The organism is Robertmurraya beringensis (assembly GCF_042433785.1).
In the GTDB taxonomy this organism is placed as follows: Bacteria; Bacillota; Bacilli; order Bacillales; family Cytobacillaceae; genus Robertmurraya_A; species Robertmurraya_A beringensis.
Map to the genome: position 1 here is coordinate 1 of NZ_JBHLUU010000104.1, position 19263 is coordinate 19263.

At 39.7% G+C, this 19263-nt stretch carries 15 protein-coding genes; 1 reads left to right on the forward strand and 14 read right to left on the reverse strand.

The features are described 5' to 3' along the window. Positions 1-107: 107 nt before the first annotated feature. The 14 genes from glsA to nirB (ACFFHF_RS14695) form a co-directional block, all read right to left on the reverse strand. Entirely contained in the window at positions 108-1046 is a 939-nt protein-coding gene (glsA, locus tag ACFFHF_RS14630; RefSeq protein WP_160549016.1) for a glutaminase A, read from the reverse strand. A 115-nt stretch (positions 1047-1161) separates the two neighbouring features. Beyond that, positions 1162-1767, reverse strand: a complete 606-nt coding sequence (locus ACFFHF_RS14635) for a GerMN domain-containing protein (protein ID WP_160549015.1) — start codon at positions 1765-1767, stop codon at positions 1162-1164. Positions 1768-1914: 147 nt separating this feature from the next. Next, the gene (locus ACFFHF_RS14640) at positions 1915-2922 is read right to left on the reverse strand and encodes an LLM class flavin-dependent oxidoreductase (RefSeq protein WP_160549014.1); all 1008 of its coding nucleotides are present in this window, start codon (positions 2920-2922) and stop codon (positions 1915-1917) included. An 83-nt stretch (positions 2923-3005) separates the two neighbouring features. After that, positions 3006-3989: a DUF3231 family protein gene (locus ACFFHF_RS14645; RefSeq protein WP_160549013.1), complete on the reverse strand. Its 984-nt coding sequence runs from the start codon at positions 3987-3989 to the stop codon at positions 3006-3008. Positions 3990-4090: 101 nt separating this feature from the next. After that, positions 4091-4282 (reverse strand): YwbE family protein, encoded by a 192-nt coding sequence (locus tag ACFFHF_RS14650; protein ID WP_160549012.1) that lies wholly within the window; start codon positions 4280-4282, stop codon positions 4091-4093. A gap of 117 nt (positions 4283-4399) precedes the next feature. Further along, positions 4400-5506 (reverse strand): o-succinylbenzoate synthase, encoded by a 1107-nt coding sequence (menC, locus tag ACFFHF_RS14655; protein WP_377058473.1) that lies wholly within the window; start codon positions 5504-5506, stop codon positions 4400-4402. Positions 5507-5521: 15 nt separating this feature from the next. Continuing rightward, positions 5522-6307 (reverse strand): GNAT family N-acetyltransferase, encoded by a 786-nt coding sequence (locus tag ACFFHF_RS14660; RefSeq protein WP_160549010.1) that lies wholly within the window; start codon positions 6305-6307, stop codon positions 5522-5524. A gap of 26 nt (positions 6308-6333) precedes the next feature. Further along, a complete protein-coding gene (locus ACFFHF_RS14665; RefSeq protein ID WP_160549009.1) occupies positions 6334-7464 on the reverse strand; it encodes an amidohydrolase in 1131 nt (376 codons plus the stop codon). Between the two features lie 20 nt (positions 7465-7484). Further along, positions 7485-8873: a YjiH family protein gene (locus ACFFHF_RS14670; RefSeq protein ID WP_160549008.1), complete on the reverse strand. Its 1389-nt coding sequence runs from the start codon at positions 8871-8873 to the stop codon at positions 7485-7487. 33 nt (positions 8874-8906) lie between these two features. Next, on the reverse strand, positions 8907-9764 hold the full coding sequence (locus ACFFHF_RS14675; protein WP_160549007.1) for a MurR/RpiR family transcriptional regulator: 858 nt from the start codon (positions 9762-9764) through the stop codon (positions 8907-8909). Between the two features lie 292 nt (positions 9765-10056). Then, a complete protein-coding gene (gene nirD / locus ACFFHF_RS14680; RefSeq protein WP_160549006.1) occupies positions 10057-10380 on the reverse strand; it encodes a nitrite reductase small subunit NirD in 324 nt (107 codons plus the stop codon). Between the two features lie 28 nt (positions 10381-10408). Beyond that, entirely contained in the window at positions 10409-12823 is a 2415-nt protein-coding gene (nirB, locus tag ACFFHF_RS14685) for a nitrite reductase large subunit NirB (protein WP_160549005.1), read from the reverse strand. Between the two features lie 146 nt (positions 12824-12969). After that, positions 12970-15114, reverse strand: coding sequence for an assimilatory nitrate reductase catalytic subunit NasC (gene nasC / locus ACFFHF_RS14690; RefSeq protein WP_340902657.1), 2145 nt, complete (start codon positions 15112-15114; stop codon positions 12970-12972). A gap of 39 nt (positions 15115-15153) precedes the next feature. After that, positions 15154-17514 (reverse strand): nitrite reductase large subunit NirB, encoded by a 2361-nt coding sequence (gene nirB, locus ACFFHF_RS14695; protein WP_377058474.1) that lies wholly within the window; start codon positions 17512-17514, stop codon positions 15154-15156. Positions 17515-18039: 525 nt separating this feature from the next. On the opposite strand from nirB (ACFFHF_RS14695), the gene ACFFHF_RS14700 reads away from it, so the two are divergent. Next, positions 18040-19245 (forward strand): nitrate/nitrite transporter, encoded by a 1206-nt coding sequence (locus ACFFHF_RS14700; protein ID WP_377058475.1) that lies wholly within the window; start codon positions 18040-18042, stop codon positions 19243-19245. The last annotated feature ends 18 nt before the right edge of the window (positions 19246-19263 follow it).

Here is a 19263-nt window from a genome sequence, read left to right on the forward strand (position 1 = left end):
CACAGGTCTAATTGTAAATAAAATCCAAATGGATGGAGCCACCTTTAATAGGGTATTTACCTTTTTGGCTCTAATCAAGAAAGATGATTAAACTGAAAATTATGACATTATTTATACAACACTAGTGTTAGCTTATAATTTTTCGATAACAATTCCAATAATTTGATTCCAGCAATGCTATTTCCTTTGTCGTCTAGTGCTGGACCAAAAATACCTATCCCAAACCGTTCAGGAACAGCTCCCATGATCCCGCCGGACACTCCGCTTTTGGCAGGAATTCCTATTTTTATGGCAAATTCACCTGATGCATTATACATCCCACAAGTGACCATAAAAGTCTTACATATTCTAGCTACTTCTTCAGGCATCAGTTGTTTCCCAGTCACAGGGTCTTTTCCATCCATAGCAAACACCACACCAATTCTAGCTAAATCCAAACAATTCATTTCAATCGCACATTGCTTTGTATACAAATCCAATAATTGTTCCACATCTTCATTAATGATTCCATGCTGTTTGATAAAAAAGCTTAGTGCACGATTTAAGTCCGCAGTCTCTAATTCTGAGCTAGCTACCTCTTGACAATAGCTTACATCAGGGTCATCAGTTAATTGTTGAACAAAAGTTAACAATCGACCAAATCGTTCTTCAATGGAATCACCCTTGATCATATGGGTGACAACGAGCGCACCTGCGTTAATCATTGGGTTTAGCGGCTTTGCTACCGCCATCGTTTCTAGCTTTGCAATCGAATTAAATGGGTCTCCCGTTGGTTCCATGCCCACACGTTCAAAAACATAATCAGGGCCATGATCCATTAAGACCAGAGCTAGACTAATTACCTTCGAAATACTTTGCAGGCTAATTTTCTTTTCTATGTTTCCCGCTGAAATACAGCTTCCATCTGGATAATGTATGGCAATGGAAAGGTCATCCCGATTGGCTTTTCCAAGAGCAGGAATATAATCGGCAACCTTTCCATAAATGGTGCATTTTTTTGCTTCTTCGACTAATGCCTGTAGTTCTTCACTCGATTGACATAACATTTTATCACCACAATTTTTAAAAATTATTCCAAGTCTAGTGTTTGTAATCAGCAAGACGCTTATGTAAAAAAAAAGCCTGAAGTCCTCACTTCAAGCTTTACAGTCTATATGAATCTCACTTAAGTGATAACACTTCATCAAGTTTTTCCCCGTCAATAAATACAGACACCTTGTTCACACTATCAAACTGAAGTGCCGTTTCTTCAATTTGCGCCTTTACCCGAGGGTTATCAAGTACCCCACCTAGTTTTAAAATACCTGTAAGTTCAATAACTGCCTCACCATCGTCAATTATGACGCTTTTAACTTCTAAGTCTGATTGATTAAGAGAATGATAAAAGCCTGATTGACCATACATTTGTTCATTTAAGGATAATAGCTTGGTAAGTGCAGCCTTTAATGGCGCCTTCGTTGGTTCAATATCGACTAGTACAGGTATCGCACTGTCGTTTGCACCTATTTTCTTTCCGCTCGCTCCATTGTCGTCTATTCCAATAAGAAATATTTTCACTTTTGACACACCAGGACTTCCTTGATCAGTTGTTCCTGGGTTGTCATCTGTATCTTCTCCATCATCCTGATCTTGACTAGGATGATCTACAGGCTCCTCGTTTGCCGGGTTCTCGCCTACAGATGGTTGTGTAACGGGATCGCCCGTATTCTTTGTACACCCAATGAGTAACACAATTGAAATGAATAGTAGTCCAAAAAGCTTCCTCAACCCTTCCCCCTCCCAGTGTCTTGTCTTACTTTATTATATTAAGCTGATAGGGAAGGTTACCTACTAAGGGGAAGAAAATTTTTCAGTTAAAATAATTTCATAAATGTAAATTCTTCCGCGATTATCAGCTAATTTTCCTTTTGGCCGTTATTTCTCATACGTTTTTTTCAACTCTTCAGAAATTAGCTCATACGAGCGTAACCGTTCCTGATAGGAATGTGTTATGGAAACAATCATGATCTCGTCTGTCTGATATACTTTTTGAAGGCTCTTTAGTCTCCCTACTACTTCCCCTGGATTACCAACCACCATTTTGTTTTTCATATGTTCCATTTTTTTAATCTCTTCCTCCGTATATTTGTACTGCTTTGCTTCCTCTAATGTAGGAACACCTTTTCTACCATTCCCTTTAGAAAGTTGAAGGTTCCATAGAAGCCCACTCATAGCAAGTTCCTCTGCTCTTTCAGTGGTCTCTGCACATATAACGGAGACGGCAACAATTGTTTCTGGAGCATCTATTCGGTTTGGCTGGAAATGATCAATATAGCTCTTTACAATCTCAGGACCTGGCTTTTCACTCATGAAATGACCAAAAGCATAAGCTACTCCTTTATCCGCTGCTAGCTTTGCACTCTTTCCACTTGTACCTAGTAACCATGTAGTTGGTGGAAAAGCAGGACTTGGTGAAGCAGTTACATTTGCATATAAATGATCATCCGGGAAATCATTATGCAAAAAATGTAAGAGCTCTTCAAAGCTTTCTGGCATTCGCCATACCTGTTGTAGAAATTGACCTGATAAAGCCTCTGTTACTTCCGCCGAACCACCAGGCGCTCTGCCTATGCCTAAGTCGATCCTTCCTGGAAACAAAGTTGCTAGTAAATTAAAACTTTCTGCTACCTTGTAAGGTTTATAATGAGGAAGCAGGATAGCTCCAGCACCGATTCGGATAGTTGAGGTGTTAGCACCAACATACGCCAACATCACTTCCGGTGCAGGGCAAGTAAGACCAGGAAAATCATGATGTTCTGCAATCCAATATCGAGTGTACCCTAGCTGTTCTCCCCATTTTGCTAACTCCACCGATGCTTGTAAGGCTTGCTGTGGAGATTTTCCGTAAACTAAAGGGGATTGATCTAATATACTTATTTTCATTCCGTTACACTCCCATCTATCGAGAAAAAGAGCAGGATTTGCTCCTGCTCTTAGTTTATTTAATTCCACCCAGAGAAAGCAATTTACTTGATCGTCTGTGGTGGCTCTTCCATCCAACCGTTCTGGATCATTATTTTTGCTCCCTCATGGGCATATTCAAAAATATCCTTCATATATGCAGCAAATTTTAAAGGTAAATCGTTGCGAGTGCTAAAAGCGGTTCCGATTGAATTACCTCCTAACGAAAAGCTGCAGAATAGACTGATACAGTACATCATGATTTTATCCGAAAATGGTGGAACTTTTGAATCTGTTATATTTCCACCAGCCGTTGTTGGAACTTGTATATTGTTCTGAAGAAGAAGCTCACTCATATCCTTTATAATTGCTTTTGCCAATTCTCCACCCTTATTAAAATACTTCTTAGCTTCTTTTTCTTTCGCCACCTGAGCAAAACCAAAAATCATTTGCATCCCTGTCACATTCGACTCAACCCCACGGTAAATATGAGCAATTTCCACCGCATTTAGGGGTCTTTTTTCACTAAATAGTTTTGCCCCGTCAAGGTAGTTATTTGTTTTAACAAATTCAATGGATTTTTCAATTGAGACATATGGTGCCCTCGGAAGAAGACCCTTTTTCAGCAAATACCTTGTACAATCATCGTAATATTTTTGAGTCATCTTTGTTAGATCTCTAAAAAGGAGAATAATATCTTCCCGATAAACCATGGTTAAGTTTAAGGTATGCATCCCCGAACTGATTTCTTTTACTAACCGGACGAACATAATATCAAAGCCATTATCATAAAGCTTCGGTGCATCTATATTTACGTCTTGTGATACAAAGCCAATTGGAATGGGTATTCCCTCTTCATTAAACATAGATACCATTTGTGTAATAAATGGTTGAATATCTCCTTTTAGGGAGCTCATGATTTCATTTGCTTCATCATCATCCGCTTTATTAATAAAGTAGTCTAGCATTTGAAAAAGCATGGTTTTTTGTTGATAGGTAATCCATATTGCTCCAATTTCTGAAGATGTCATTGAAGGTGTATCAGGCATGTTCTTTTCCTCCACGCGTCAAAAATTAACTTTCCTACCATTAGTTTGCACGTGAACAAAATAAAAATTCCTTTGTATGTAAAATACCTACTAATGGAAAATTATAATATTTCCTTTACCCTCCCAACCACACCATTTTCTAGCATCACCTTGATACCATGTGGATGAGTAGGACTATTCGTAAGGATTTTCGCAACTACACCTTCTGTTAATTTCCCTGTTCGTTGATCTGCTTTTTGTACCACTTTTACTTGGCTACCAATTTTTATGTTTTCCCGTTTTTGTGACAACATTATTTTCGCTCCTCTACTATGTATGAGTACATTATCGTCTATTTTCACCCTATTTCCAAATGCTAAAAAAAGTATAAAAAAGGATATAGACTGGAAAGTAGTCTATATCCTTACTATCTATGAAAAGATTTTTTGTTCAAGTGTCACTTGATTGATTTTCTTCCTATTCGGTTCAAACCCAATTCCAGGTAAGTCCGGTACAGAAATAAATCCTTCGCTCATTTCTACTTCCGGTAAAATAATATCTTCCTTCCAGTAGTGCGATGAAGGGGCTGTGTCACCTGGAAGCGTAAAATTGGCTAGAGATGTTATTGCAATATTATGGGCTCTTCCAATTCCGGCTTCTAGCATTCCACCACACCACATGGGGATCTCATTTTCCACACATAGATCGTGTATCTTTCTTGACTCTGTAAGTCCTCCAACTCGACCAATTTTTAAATTAATGATTTTGCAGCTTCCGAGCTGTATAGCTTTTCTCGCATCTTCTGCAGAATGAATACTTTCGTCTAAACAGATAGGTGTCGAAAGCTTCGCTTGTAACGATGCATGATCAATGATGTCATCACAGGCAAGCGGCTGTTCGATCATCATTAAATTGAATTCATCTAATGCTTGAAGATGATCGATATCCTTTAATGTATAAGCACAATTGGCATCAGCCATTAAAGGAATCGTAGGAAATTCTCGGCGAATGGATTTCAATATTTGAGTATCCCAATCCGGCTTTATTTTCACTTTAATACGCTTATACCCTTCTTTTAGATACTCTTCAATTTGCTTAAGCATCCCCGCTTCTGACTTTTGAATACCTACACTTACTCCTACTTCAATCTGGTCCTTTACTCCACCGAGCGCTTTTGATAAGGAAAGATTTTTTTCTTTTGCATATAAATCCCAGACAGCACACTCTAATGCAGCCTTTGCATTATAATTGCCTCGGATAAATTGAAAACGCTCAGACACTTCATCCGGATGGGAAAGGGGTTCTTTTAATAATAGGGGGATTAGAAAATCACTCATGATATGCCAATTGGTCTTTACCGTTTCTTCGTTATAAATTGGCTCCATAATTGAAACAGACTCCGCCCATCCTGATAAACCACTTTTCGACTGTACCTCCACGATTATAAAGTCCTTATCCACCTCGGTACCGACACTTGTAGTGAACGGGGTTAACAGGTCCATTTTTACATGTCTTAAAATGATGCTCTTTACTTCCATTTCACATTCCCCTTGCTATAGCTTTTGTAAAACGTAGTAGTATTGGTTTTCTTTCTCCTTCCGTAAATCAGTAGCAGTATAACCTTTATGAAAATAATGCATAAACGCCTTACGAGTTACCTCTCTCCATTGCTTGGCAAGGGAGAAATCAATAGTCTTTATCGCTTGAAAATTCCCAGGTACTGATACAAAAAGCTTGTCAGCAGTAAGGTTTAAATGAATTTCCACAGGAGTTAAGTTTCCATTACACTGATCTGTACTTATTACGTGCAGAGCATCTTGGTCTAAGTCCCTTTTCACACCATCGGACTTTAGTCGCCACTCTACTAAAAAACGGTCGGTTGCCATTCCTGAGTTCAACCCATCATTCATCTCGCCGTATACATCTTCCAAATACGTACAACAGACGCCGCCAAGTTTATGTAAATTTAAGTTTGCATTTACGGTTTCGAGCGGATCATAGGTCCATGTGATTAACTCATAGCCCTTTAGAAGCGCCGTTTCCTTCTGAGCCCATTTCAGTTTCTCGCCGACACCAAATGCACGATAATCGGGATGAATTCCGAGGCTGTGAGAGCAAAGATACACTTTCGCACCATCAAACCCTGGGAAGCTATATTGAAAACCAATCAGCTTCTCATGGAGAAAAGCACCAAGAACGAAGCCGCCATTTTTTACAGCGGCTACCGTTTGGTTAACCGGCACAGAATCTTCCAAACTCCAAATGAGTGCCTCTAATTCACGTACTTTTTCTAACTCTGTGACAGTTTGAAGGTTGCGAATGATTACTTCATCTTTCAAATGTCTTCCCTCCTTCACCGGAGTTGTTACCAAGTCTGTTTGTCCGCTTCCAATAACAGCTTTGTTAAAATTTTTGTTCCATTAAGTAATGCTGTAATGTCAAATCGCATCTCTGGATGATGCAAGCCTGGTTCCAATCCGCAACCTAATCCAATCATGGTGGCAACCATATCTGGTTGCTTTAGTGTGTAGAAATGAAAGTCTTCTGCACCCGGAGAGTCACACATGGGTACGAAACATTTCTCTCCCAGCACGGATTTAATGGCTTCTTCGGCCAGCATCACTGCATGTTCATTCTTCACTGCAGCAGGAGAATAACTATCTTGTTGGAAAATAATCTTTGTTTTTGAGAGCTCCTCAATGGATCGAATCGTTTGTTTCGCCTCATCTATAAGCAATTCCATGACTTCATTTGATTTTGCCCGAAGATCAACGCTGAATCGTGCCGTTTCTGGAATCAGATTCGATGCTTCTCCACAATGCAGCTCAGTCATTTTAATCGAGTATGACACATCGGTTTGGACATGAATCTTTTGTAAAGCTTGAACCAAAAGGGCCGCTGCTTCAATAGGGTTATTGCCTTCCTCCGGTCTCGCAGCATGTGCAGGTGTCCCTTTGATCGTACCTCTTATACAGCTTGAGGCACCATGCAAGATTACTGGAGCAGCCATTCCATTTGCGACCTCAAATGCAGGGCGCAAGTGAATTCCACAAAGAAACTTTACATTTTCTAGCGCGCCTTCTTCAATCATTTTTAGCGCACCCTCTGCCTTTTCCTCTGCTGGCTGAAAGATAAAGCGAATGGTATGATGATGTTTTATTTTAGCAAGTGCAAGTGCTGTGAATAACACCATCGTACTATGACCATCATGACCACATGAATGATTCGCTTGTACGACACCATCTATCTCTTGCAAAAGAGCATCCATGTCCGCACGAACCGCGATTACCTCATGACTTTCACCCTTAATTTCAGCAATCAATCCATAATGACCTTGAAAGGTTTGGACATCAAATCCAGCCCTTTCTAGCTTTTGCCTTACATACAGAGAGGTTTTTTCTTCCTTCCAGCTTGGCTCGGCAAGCTCATGAAGTTCTTTATACGTATTCAAAATTTGTTTCCGCTCTGTATCAATAAAGTTTTCCAAAAGAACCATTTGTGTCAGAACCCTTCTAGTTAAAAGATAATATGTGCTGCAACAGCAACAATCGGTAAAGTAATAGCCGTACGAATTAAGAAGATTAGCACTAAATCCTTGAAGCTAACAGGTAGCTTTGATCCTAGTAGTAACCCTCCCATCTCTGAAAGGTAAATCAGTTGGGTAACGGATACACAAGCAATGACAAAACGAGTTAATTCACTTTCGATTCCACTACCAATAATGGCTGGTAAGAACATGTCCGCAAATCCAACCACCATCGTTTGAGCCGCTTGGTCTGCTTCTGGTATTTGCATTAACGTTAAGATCGGCTCAAATGGCTTTCCTAGTATGGAGAATACTGGAGTAAATTCTGCAATCACTAAAGCAGTGACTCCAATAGCCATAACGATTGGGAGAACTCCCATCCACATATCAAGCACATTTTGAAGTCCTTCTTTTAATGTTGCCTTTACACTTGTATTTGTCTTTGCTTTACTAACTGCTTGTGCTAATCCCCATTTTGCGTACGATGTACCCGCTGGAATACTCGTTTCCTTTACTAACGTAGCATGCTCATAGCCAGTGTCTGCTTTTCTAGAAAGCGGCGGAATACGTGGCATGATCACAGCTGCTGCTAATCCAGCAATAACGATCGTTGCATAATAATGAAGAAAGTATTTATCAAGATTCAAGTACTGAATAACTACAATCGTAAAAGTAATAGAAACAACGGAGAAGGTTGTGGCAATCACCGCTGCTTCTCTTTTTGTATAATAGCCTTCCTCGTATTGTTTAGTTGTTAGCAGTACACCGATTGTCCCATCGCCTACCCATGATGCTAAGCAGTCAAGAGAAGATCGTCCAGGCAGTTTAAAAATTGGTCGCATAATCTTCATAGTTAACGCCCCAAAAAACTCTAGCAAACCAAAGTTTAAAAGAAGTGGCAATAAAAATCCTGCAAGTAAAAATGTGGTTAAAAGAATCGGAAGTAAGCTAAATAGCAACATCCCTCCTGTATTTTCGGAGGAAATAAACTCCGGTCCAACTTCAGTTAGTGCGATCACTGTAAATATTGCCCCTAATACACGTGCAATCAACCAAAATTTGCTTACATTTAAAAGTTTATTTAAGAAGGAATTTTCGGTAATAAATTTTGGCTTGGCAATCACTGCAATAAGTGATCCTAAAACAGATAAGATAATGACACCCGTTGCAAAGGCTGGAATTTGATCAACAAATACGTTATTTAATAGACTGGCAAGGAAGGCAACTGGGATTGTAATTCCTTCACCATTTGAAATAGGAATAATAAATAACATAATACCGATCAAGGATGGTAAGATAAATTTCATATAATCTTGAACAGAAAAGGATCTTTGTGACGCTTCCTTTCTTTCTGCTCTAACATTTGAAGCATTGGTCATATAGGATAAACCTCCTCGTAAGTAATTATTTTTTCATTCTAAAAAAATATTTTGCTCGGAATATAACTGCTCTAATTTCTTCTGACGGACATGGCTGTTTTGAGTGTTTCTTTTGTTCATTCCAGAGATGATCACCTCAAGCAAACCAATCACAGATGCAATCGAATGATGACTCGATTCCAAATGCTCCTCTGTCGTTAAGGTCAATTGAGCTAGCTGGCCAATAGGCGAAAGCTGCCGATCTGTAATCGCTATGAGGGTTGCTTTTTGATTGTTTGCATAGTTTGCTAGCTTAAGTGATTCTCTTCGATAACGAGGATAGGAAAACATAATAACGGTCGACTGTTCATCAAGTTCACAAATTTCTTCAGGCAAAAAACCAGTTGGGCTTGAGAGAACCACGTTCTCTCTCATCTGTTTTAGTGCGTAATACAACCAGTAAGCAGCAGCGTAGGAACTACCAAAGCCAGCGATAAAGATCTGCTTTGATTGATGAAGCTCATCCACTACTTGCCATATTTGGTCTATTTCTAATTGATTAAGCAATTGATTAAGAACTTGGCTTTCCTTCTCAATGATTTGATGAAACAACTGATTTTCTTCAAAGCCATCTCTACTTGAAGGTTTTCCTTCACTTTTTCCTGGTTGTACATGTGTTAGCCACTCTCTTCGAATCGTTTCCTGCATTTCTGAGTAGCCACTAAAGCCGAGTGCATACGCTAGGCGAATGACGGTTGTTTCACTAACACCCACTTTTCGCCCAATTTGGAAAGCCGTGAGCAGCGATCCTTCATCCAAATGCTCTAGTAAAAACTCTGCTACTTTCTTTTGCCCTGATGATAATGCCGAAAAGTTTCCTTTAATCATTTGTGTTACCGTCTTTTGTTCCATATTCGTCTCGTCACCTTCTTGGATTTGGTGAAGGAAAAACTTCCTTTTTCCATTTTAAAGCAGAAAATACTTCATATTCAAGTGGAATTTTCCGAATTTTTAAAATAACAGAAACTTGTAATGTATAATTCCAACTACCTTCTGAATTATAATGCATAAAAGAATACTTTTTCAAGATGAATTTGTGTTTTTATTTATATACCCTAATAAATATTCAAGCAAAAAGAAAAGGAATTCTCCGTTCCCCTCAAGAACAACGGTATAACCCCTTTCCTTTGTATGCATAGAATCACTATTCAATAAGAAGAAACACGTCTTCTCCTTCAATAACCGTTGAATAAGTTTTGACGCAACCTTTATCCGGTGCTTGAACTAATCCATCCTCTAAGCAGATCTTCCAATCATGCATTGGACAGAAGACCGAATCACCACTGACAATCCCTTCGCTTAATACACCACCTTTATGAGGACAACGGTTTTCAATCGCACGAACCGTTCCGTTGGAAAGCTTAAATACCGCAAGTTCCATGTTTCCCACATGAAATGTTTTCCCTAAGCGCTCTGGCAGCTCTTGAAGGGAGCTGATCAATACCTTACTGATGTTTTTATTAACCATACGAAGATCTCCTCCTTTGATCGTTGTATTACGACGTGACCACTGTTTCAAACAGTTCTTTTTTCAGCTTTTTGTCCTCGATAATGGCCTTCCAAGGATCCTCAATTACAGATAAGGCTTTATCCATGCGAGCACTTAGCTCTTTACGCTTTTCTTTATCATCTAATACCTCACGGATATGATCCAAACCAACTCGGTCCACCCAAGCAGATGTTCTTTCAAGATAGTTCGCTGTTTCTCGATAATATTGAAGGTAAGCAGACGTAATCTCGATAACCTCTTCCTCTGTCTTTACTTTGTAAAGAAGATCTCCACCACGCACATGAGTACCACCATTTCCACCAATATAAAGTTCCCAGCCACCATCAATGCCGATGTATCCAATATCCTTAAACCCTGATTCCGCACAGCTTCTTGGACAAGCTGAAACCGCCATTTTCACCTTATGCGGTGTTTGAAGACCTTCATATTTCTTTTCTAACTGAATTCCAAGTCCCATTGAGTCTTGCGTACCGAAACGACAGAATTGTTCACCCACACAGGTTTTAACCGTACGAAGTGATTTTCCGTAAGCAAATCCTGATGGCATATCAAGATCTTCCCACACCTTTGGAAGATCATCCTTCTTTACCCCAAACAAGTCGATTCGTTGTCCTCCGGTTACCTTTACTAGTGGGATCTCATACTTATCAACCACATCAGCAATTCGTCTTAAATCATTCGCATTGGTCACTCCACCATACATTCTTGGCACAACAGAGTAAGTTCCATCCTTTTGAATGTTAGCGTGCATACGTTCATTAACGAATCTTGATTCTTTTTCATCTTCATATCCAGTTGGATTAACCATTCCTAAATAGTAGTTAAGAGCTGGACGGCATTTCGAGCAACCCTCTTCGGTTTTCCAATCAAGTACAAACATAACTTCTTTTACATGTGTTAAACCTTTTGCTTTGATTTCTTCTACTACCTCATCACGAGAAAGAGTCGTACATCCGCAGATTGCTTCTTTTTGCTGCTTACTATCAAATGACGAACCTAATGTGTGCTGAAGAACTTCTGCTACGAGTGGTTTACAACCACCACAAGAACGAGAAGCGCTCGTACACGCTTTGATTTCATCAACAGAAGTGCAGCTTTGTGTTTGAATAGCTGATACGATTGCTCCTTTTGAGACTCCATTACATCCACAAATGATTTCATCATCACTCATTGTTGCTACTAGACTTGCCCCTGCTTCTTGGCCAGTTGGCTGCAGAAGGGAAACCTTCATTGTGTCTGAAATGTCAGCCTGCTTTTGAATCATAGAAACCAAACGATTTCCGTCGCTGCTATCACCGAAAAGAACCGCACCAACGATTTGATTTCCACGAAGAACGAGCTTCTTATAATAGCTATCCTGCTCATCAAAAACTTTAACAGCCTTTTTATCGTCACCTTCCGTAAAATCACCGGCAGAGAATACTTCTACTCCTGATACCTTTAACTGGGTATATAATACAGAACCTTTATACGGCTCCGTCTTTACATCACAAATTGTTTTCGCTAATACTTTCCCTTGTTCATAAAGCGGGGCAACAAGTCCGTATGGAATTCCGTTATGTTCTGCACATTCCCCAACCGCATATACATGAGGGATATTTGTTTGCATATAATCATTTACAACAATTCCCCGATTTACCTCTAACCCACTTTCCACTGCTAGGGAGATATTAGGTTTGATACCAACCGCCATAACAACCAGATCCGCTTCAATTTCCGTTCCGTCACTGAAACGCAAACCTTCGACTCGCTCTTCTCCAAAAATCTCCTTTGTTTGTTTTTCTAATAAAAACGTCATTCCCTGCTTTTCTAATTCTGTTTGCAACATTTTTCCAGCCATTGGGTCAAGCTGACGCTCCATTAAATAAGGAGCTAGATGGATGACATTAACCTCCATCCCAAGGTTTAGAAGTCCCCTTGCCGCTTCAAGTCCTAACAATCCTCCACCGATTACAGCTGCTTTTTTATATTTCTTAGAGGCCTTTAGCATAATTTCCGTATCCTTAATATCTCGGAATGCTGTAACCCCTTCCTTATCTGCACCTGGAATGGGAAGAATGAAAGGAACAGACCCAGTTGCCACTATCACTTCATCGTATGGTTCTATTCTTCCCGCATCAGTAACGACTACTTTTCGATCGGAATCAACCTTAACCACGGTCTCATCTGTATAAAGCTGAATATCATTGTCTTCATACCAGCTCCAATCATTAAGCGTAATATCAGCAACCTCTGTGTCTCCTTGTAAAACCTTTGAAAGTAGGATTCTATTATAATTCGGATGTGGCTCACTACCGAAAATCGTAATTTCAAATTGATCCTTTGTAAGCTTTATTATTTCTTCTATGGTTCTAACTCCTGCCATACCGTTACCAACAAGAACGAGTTTTTTCTTTCCCAAATTAACGCGCCTCCCCAAGAAAGTTTCTTAAACTGTAACACATGATTTGTGTAAAATTGTTTAACATGTTAGATTACCTCACACGCTTTTTAGTTCGTAAACCGAATTTTCCGAATATTAAAGGAGAAAATCACCCAAAATTATCGTCATCCGACATCCATGGCAGAGGTTATTTTTACCGCACTTAATTTAAATCCAGGCATACGACAGGTTGGATCCAATTCCTTTCCGACAAGGAAATTCACATTTTGTGAATTGGCCCAGTGAAAAGGAACAAACAGTGTGTCTTGACGAATACTATCTGACAGCTTACTTCGAACAACAATACTGCCTCTTCTGGACGCAATCTTCACAAGTGTTTCGTCTCTAATTCCGTATTTTAAAGCCGTGGCCGGATGAATCTCCACATGTGATTCCACATTTCTTGCTGCTAATGAAGCACTTTTGCGTGTTTGAACACCTGTTAAATAGTGAGACATCACTCGTCCTGTTGTTAAATAAAGTGGAAACTCTTCACATACCTCATCCTTTGAAACCGGCGCGACATTAGAAACAGAGACCATCTTTGCTTTTCCATCAGAATGAGCGAAAGAATTTTCAAAAAGCCTCACTGTTCCTTTATGATCTAAAGTTGGACAAGGCCATAACAGCCCTTTTTCCTCTCGTAGTCGTTCATAAGTCACTCCATAATAATCAGCAATCCCACCTTTACTAGCAATCCGAAGTTCGTTAAAAATATCTTCTGCTGATTCAAAAGGAAAATACTTCCCCTTCCCAAGCTCCTGAGCAATTTCGCAAAGAATTTGCCAATCATGCTTTACTTCTTCTGGACAAGGATAACTGGCCTCTCTTAACGTGACTCTTCCTTCCACATTGGTCATCGTTCCTTCATCCTCTAAGTAGGAGGAAGCCGGTAATATCACATCTGCTAATCGAGCAGTCTCGGATACGAATAAATCAACTACAACAAGAAAAGAAAGTTTTTGTAAGGCTTCCTCCACAAAATGTGCATTGGGGTTAGAGACAATGGGGTTAGAACACATCAAAAGCATCCCGGATATATCACCGTCATGAATTTTTTCAAACATTTCATATGCAGAGACACCCTTTCTCGGCAGCTCAGCTTCGTTCACTCCCCATACCTTTGCAATATAAGCTCGATGATCCTCGTTTTCTATAAGTCTATAACCAGGAAGTTGATCGGCCTTTTGCCCATGTTCCCTTGCTCCTTGACCATTTCCCTGACCAGTAATCGCTCCGTACCCACATCCTGGTTTTCCAATTTTTCCAACCGAAAGTAATATATTTAGGAAATTTCTAACTGCAGCCGAGCCATCTGTGTGTTGCTCTACTCCGCGTGCCGTAAAAATCATTCCTGTTTCTTCTTTTGCAAACCGGTGAGCTACCTTACGAATCTGTTCAATCGGAACACCGGAAAAAGATTCGATTTCCTCAAGAGTCATCGAGGTTACATTCTCCCTCACTTCTTCGAATCCGTTCACTCTTTCTGAGATAAAGTGTTCGTTAGTAAGCTGTTCTTCGATAATTACCTTTAAGACTCCATTTGCAAAAGCGGCATCTGTTCCAGGCTTCACCTTAATATGCAAGTCTGCTAGTTTCGTTGTTGCCGTTTCACGAGGGTCTATTGCAATAATATAAGCACCGTTTTCCTTTGCCTTTTCAAAATAAGGCATGATGGTCGGTTGGCATTCTGCAATATTTGTTCCAGCCAAAATAATACAGCGAGAAGAAGGAATTTCACTTATGCTATTGGTAAATCCTCTGTCCATCCCGAAGGTTTGTGTAGCAGCCGAAGCGGCTGATGACATACAAAGCCTGCCATTGTAATCAATGTACTTTGTTTGCAACGCAACACGAGCAAACTTTCCAAGCAAATAAGCTTCTTCGTTCGTGATGGAGGCACTTCCATACACCGCCATTGCATCTTTTCCATGGCGTTCTTGAATGGATTGAATATTACTTTTGATGACTGCTAGTGCCTCTTCCCATGTAGCACGTACAAACTCCCCGTTTACCTTTATAAGCGGATACTTTAATCGGTCTTTATGAAAAGTATGTTGATGGGCATTAATGCCCTTCACACATAATCTTCCTTGTGTAGTTGGATTATCTAATCCAACAGTCGTATATTTCTTGCGCGTAACGATAGATTGCTCTATGAGCTGCATTTTGCATTGCATACTACAGAATGGACACTGTGAGTCATATGTTTTCTCTGACTCTACATGATTTTGTTTTGTTCGAAAGTATTTTAATAGCATTTCAGTCACATCATCACCCTCAATCCTTATACTCTTTGGAACTTACTTTTAAAAAATAGGAACATCTTTAGGTCCCTTGATCATTAAGCAATCCTCTTCAATTCGTTCTAACAACTGCTGTCGGAGTTCGAAATCAAAAAGTACTTCTCTCACATGTAATAAGCTCACTCGATCCACCCATTCCCATGTTCTTTCCAAGTAATTAGCCGTTTCTCGGTAGTACTGGACTAGCCCAGCAATGAAATGAACCGTCTCCTCTTCTGTTTCAGCGACGGTAAATAATTGACCCGCTTTAACACTTCGACCACTGCTTCCTCCCACATAAATTTCCCAACCACGCTTCGTGCCAATAATGCCAATATCCTTTGTGGTCGAACCTGCACCATTATGCAAGCAAGCAGAAACACCTATTTTCACTCGATACGGAGTGATAAGATACTCGAGTTTCTTTTCTAGAGTTGCCGAAAGTTGAAGCGCCTTTCGTTTATCACATTGACAAATATGCTCACCAATACAGGTTTTCACATTCTGAACTCTGTTCCCGTATGTGGCACTTAAAGGCATATTTAAATCCTTCCACACCTTTGGTAACTCTTCTTTTGTTAGACCCATCAAATGAATTCTTTGCTCACTAGTTATCGCTAGCTCTGATACTCCATATTTGTCTGCGACATTGGCAATTTTTCGTAACTCATGTGGATTCGTCATTCCTCCATACATTTGCGGGACGACAAAGTACGTTCCATCCTTTTGCAATGTTGCGTTCATCTTTTCGTTTACAAATAAAGTTTCTTGAACATTCTCATACTCTGGATTGATCATACTCAAGTAATACGTCAAAGCAGGAACACATTTGGAACATCCCTCTTTGTGTTTCCAGTTCAGTGCTTGCATGACTTCGTTAACAGAGGATAAATTTTGGACCTGCATCTCATGCACAACCTCATCCTCTGTTAACCTTGTACAATGACACATCGTAGGTTTCTCGATCTTCATTTCATCAAATTCATCACTATGAATATAAGATAATAGCTCTGAAACAAGCGGTTTACACCCTCCGCAAGAGCCGGATGCTTTTGTACATGCTTTTACGTCGTCTACAGTAGAACAACCATGATTTTGAACCGCTTCTATAATTGTCCCTTTAGAAACTCCATTACAATTACAGATCATCTCCGTTGCTGCCATGGAGGAAACAGCCGATTCTGAACCATTTGCTTGAAAAATGGTCACTTTTTCCACATCAGATACATCTTGCTTTTTTAGTATCATATTTTGTAATTTCGTACGGTCACTCGTATCCCCAAAAAGAACCGCACCAATGATTTTACCTTCTTGGAAAACAAGCCTTTTATAAGTACCCTCGACTTCATCGTGTATTTTTATTGACTTCTTTACTGAATCCTCTTGGAAAGCTCCAATAGAAAACACATCAACACCCGAAATTTTTAATTGAGTAGCTAACACAGTCCCCTCATAACTTTGAGCATCTACTCCACAAATACGCTTTGCTAAGACAACTGCCTGTTCATATAGTGGTTTCACAAGGCCATATACCATCCCTCGGTGCTCCACACATTCTCCTACCGCAAAAATATTGGGAATACTGGTCTCTAGAAAGTCATTTACGACAATCGCACGATTAACTGTTAACCCGCTATCCTTAGCTAATTGAATATTGGGCCTAACACCAACAGCCATTACAAGCAGGTCGGCTTCAACTGAAGTGCCATCCGTAAAACGAAGTCCTTCTATACGTTGATCACCTAAAATCTCTTCAGTTTGCTTTTCTAACAAAAACTTCATACCTTGCTTTTCAAGTTCTGCCTGAAGCATCTTTGCTGCCGTTTCATCAAGTTGTCTTTCCATTAAGAAACTACTAATATGAACGACATGAACCTCCATTCCGAGGTGTAATAGTCCTCTTGCAGCTTCTAACCCTAATAATCCACCACCAATGACCACTGCCTTTTTATGATTCTTTGCCGTTTCCTGCATTTGTTGACAATCCTCAATGGTCCGAAAAGAAATGACCCCTTCTTTCTCCACCCCAGGCAAGGGAAGAACAAAAGGAACGGAACCCGTTGCCAATATCAATCGGTCATAGTACAAGCTGCGGCCTTGATCCGTCATCACTATTTGGCTTTTATAATCAATAGCAACAACAGTTTCTCCTGTAAAAAGTTGAATCTGATGCTGCTCATACCACTTAAAATCATTAATGGTTATTTCTTCAAGCTTTGTGGTTCCTTGAAGTACGGAAGACAGAAGGATTCGGTTATAGTTTGGGTGTGGCTCACTCCCAACTACCGTAATCTCAAACATTTCAGAATCAGTTTTAAGAATTTCCTCTAAACACCGAACTCCAGCCATACCATTACCGACCATAACTAACTTTTGCTTTTTCATGTTATAACCCCCAACAAACAGTAGATGGATGCTCATACCAAATTTCGTTTTATTATTTCATACATCTACTGAAATGAAATTCAACCTGTTACATTTTCTAACACGATATGTACTATTTGGGTGTTATTTACTATAAAAACCCCCTCGAAAGGCAGTATTTTTATGCATTCCTACGGTATACTCTTTTTTCGTAAGACGAAGTAAAAACATAAGTTCCTTCGATTTTTCTTTGGTTTTGTAATGCGCTTACAAGTATAAAAATTCAACCCGTTTGAAAATTCCAATAAATTTCTGTGTTAGATTAACTAACACCTTTTGAGACAAAGCAAGAGCATGCATACTATTCTTTAACAAGACAAAGATGGTAAAAACTCTGACATTAAACAAGGGAGGATTTCCAATGACAAATAAGATAGGTTTTTTCTCGTTCTTCTATGTATTAGGTAAAATTTTATTTTCTCGAAAAAATTATATTGGCTGGTAACACATTTGGAATACCACATCTATTAAAAGGAGAGAGAAACTATGAAGTTAGCAAATTTAAGAAAAAGTGGACATGCACCATCGCTATTTGCGTCATTTCTGTACTTTGATGTCAGTTTCATGATTTGGGTTATACTTGGGGCGCTTGGGGTTTATATCACCAAAGACTTTGGCCTATCTCCTTCTCAAAAGGGTTTAATTGTAGCGATTCCCATTCTCGGTGGATCATTCTTCCGTCTCGTTCTTGGTGTTTTAACCGACCGAATTGGGCCGAAGAAAACATCGATCATTGGAATGGTCGTTACCATGGTGCCACTCCTATGGGGTTGGCTGTTTGGAACGACATTAACGGAACTTTATTTTATTGGAATACTATTAGGAGTAGCTGGTGCAAGCTTTGCAGCAGCCTTACCGATGGCAAGTCGTTGGTATCCACCCCATTTACAAGGATTAGCAATGGGGATTGCAGGAGCTGGAAATAGCGGGACTTTATTTGCCACCTTATTTGGTCCTCGCCTTGCGGAACAAATTGGCTGGCATAATGTACTAGGGGTAGCCCTTATTCCTCTTGCTATTGTGTTTATCATCTTTGTTCTTATCGCAAAAGATGCTCCTTCCCAGCCAGCACCAAAACCACTTAAAGAATACTTTAATGTTTTTAAGCAAAAAGATGCCCTTTACTTCTGTTTATTGTATAGTGTTACGTTCGGTGGATTTGTTGGACTATCTAGTTTTCTAAGTATCTTTTTCGTTGATCAGTACGATCTTTCAAGAGTAAGAGCCGGAGACTTTGTTACCCTTTGCGTTGCAGCAGGAAGCTTCTTTCGCCCAGTGGGAGGATATATCGCAGATAAGATTGGAGGCGTTCGTCTATTAACCTTCTTATTTATCGGTGTTGCTTTAACCATGCTGGGAGTTAGTCAACTACCTTCCATCGCTTTTGTTACCATATTTTTATTTGTCGGTATGATGTGTTTAGGAATGGGGAATGGAGCAGTATTCCAACTTGTACCACAACGATTCCAGGAAGAAATTGGAATGGTCACTGGAATTGTAGGAGCTGCTGGTGGTATAGGAGGTTTCTTTATTCCAAATATCCTTGGAACGTTAAGAGAAATCACAGGCACGTATGCAACAGGATTCCTTGTATATGCAGGAATTGGTGTATTAGCTTTACTCGTTTTAATCATTGCACAGATGTCTTGGAAAAAGACGTGGGCTCCAAAAGAAACTTCTGTTAAAGCTTAACATTTTTAAAAGCTCTGG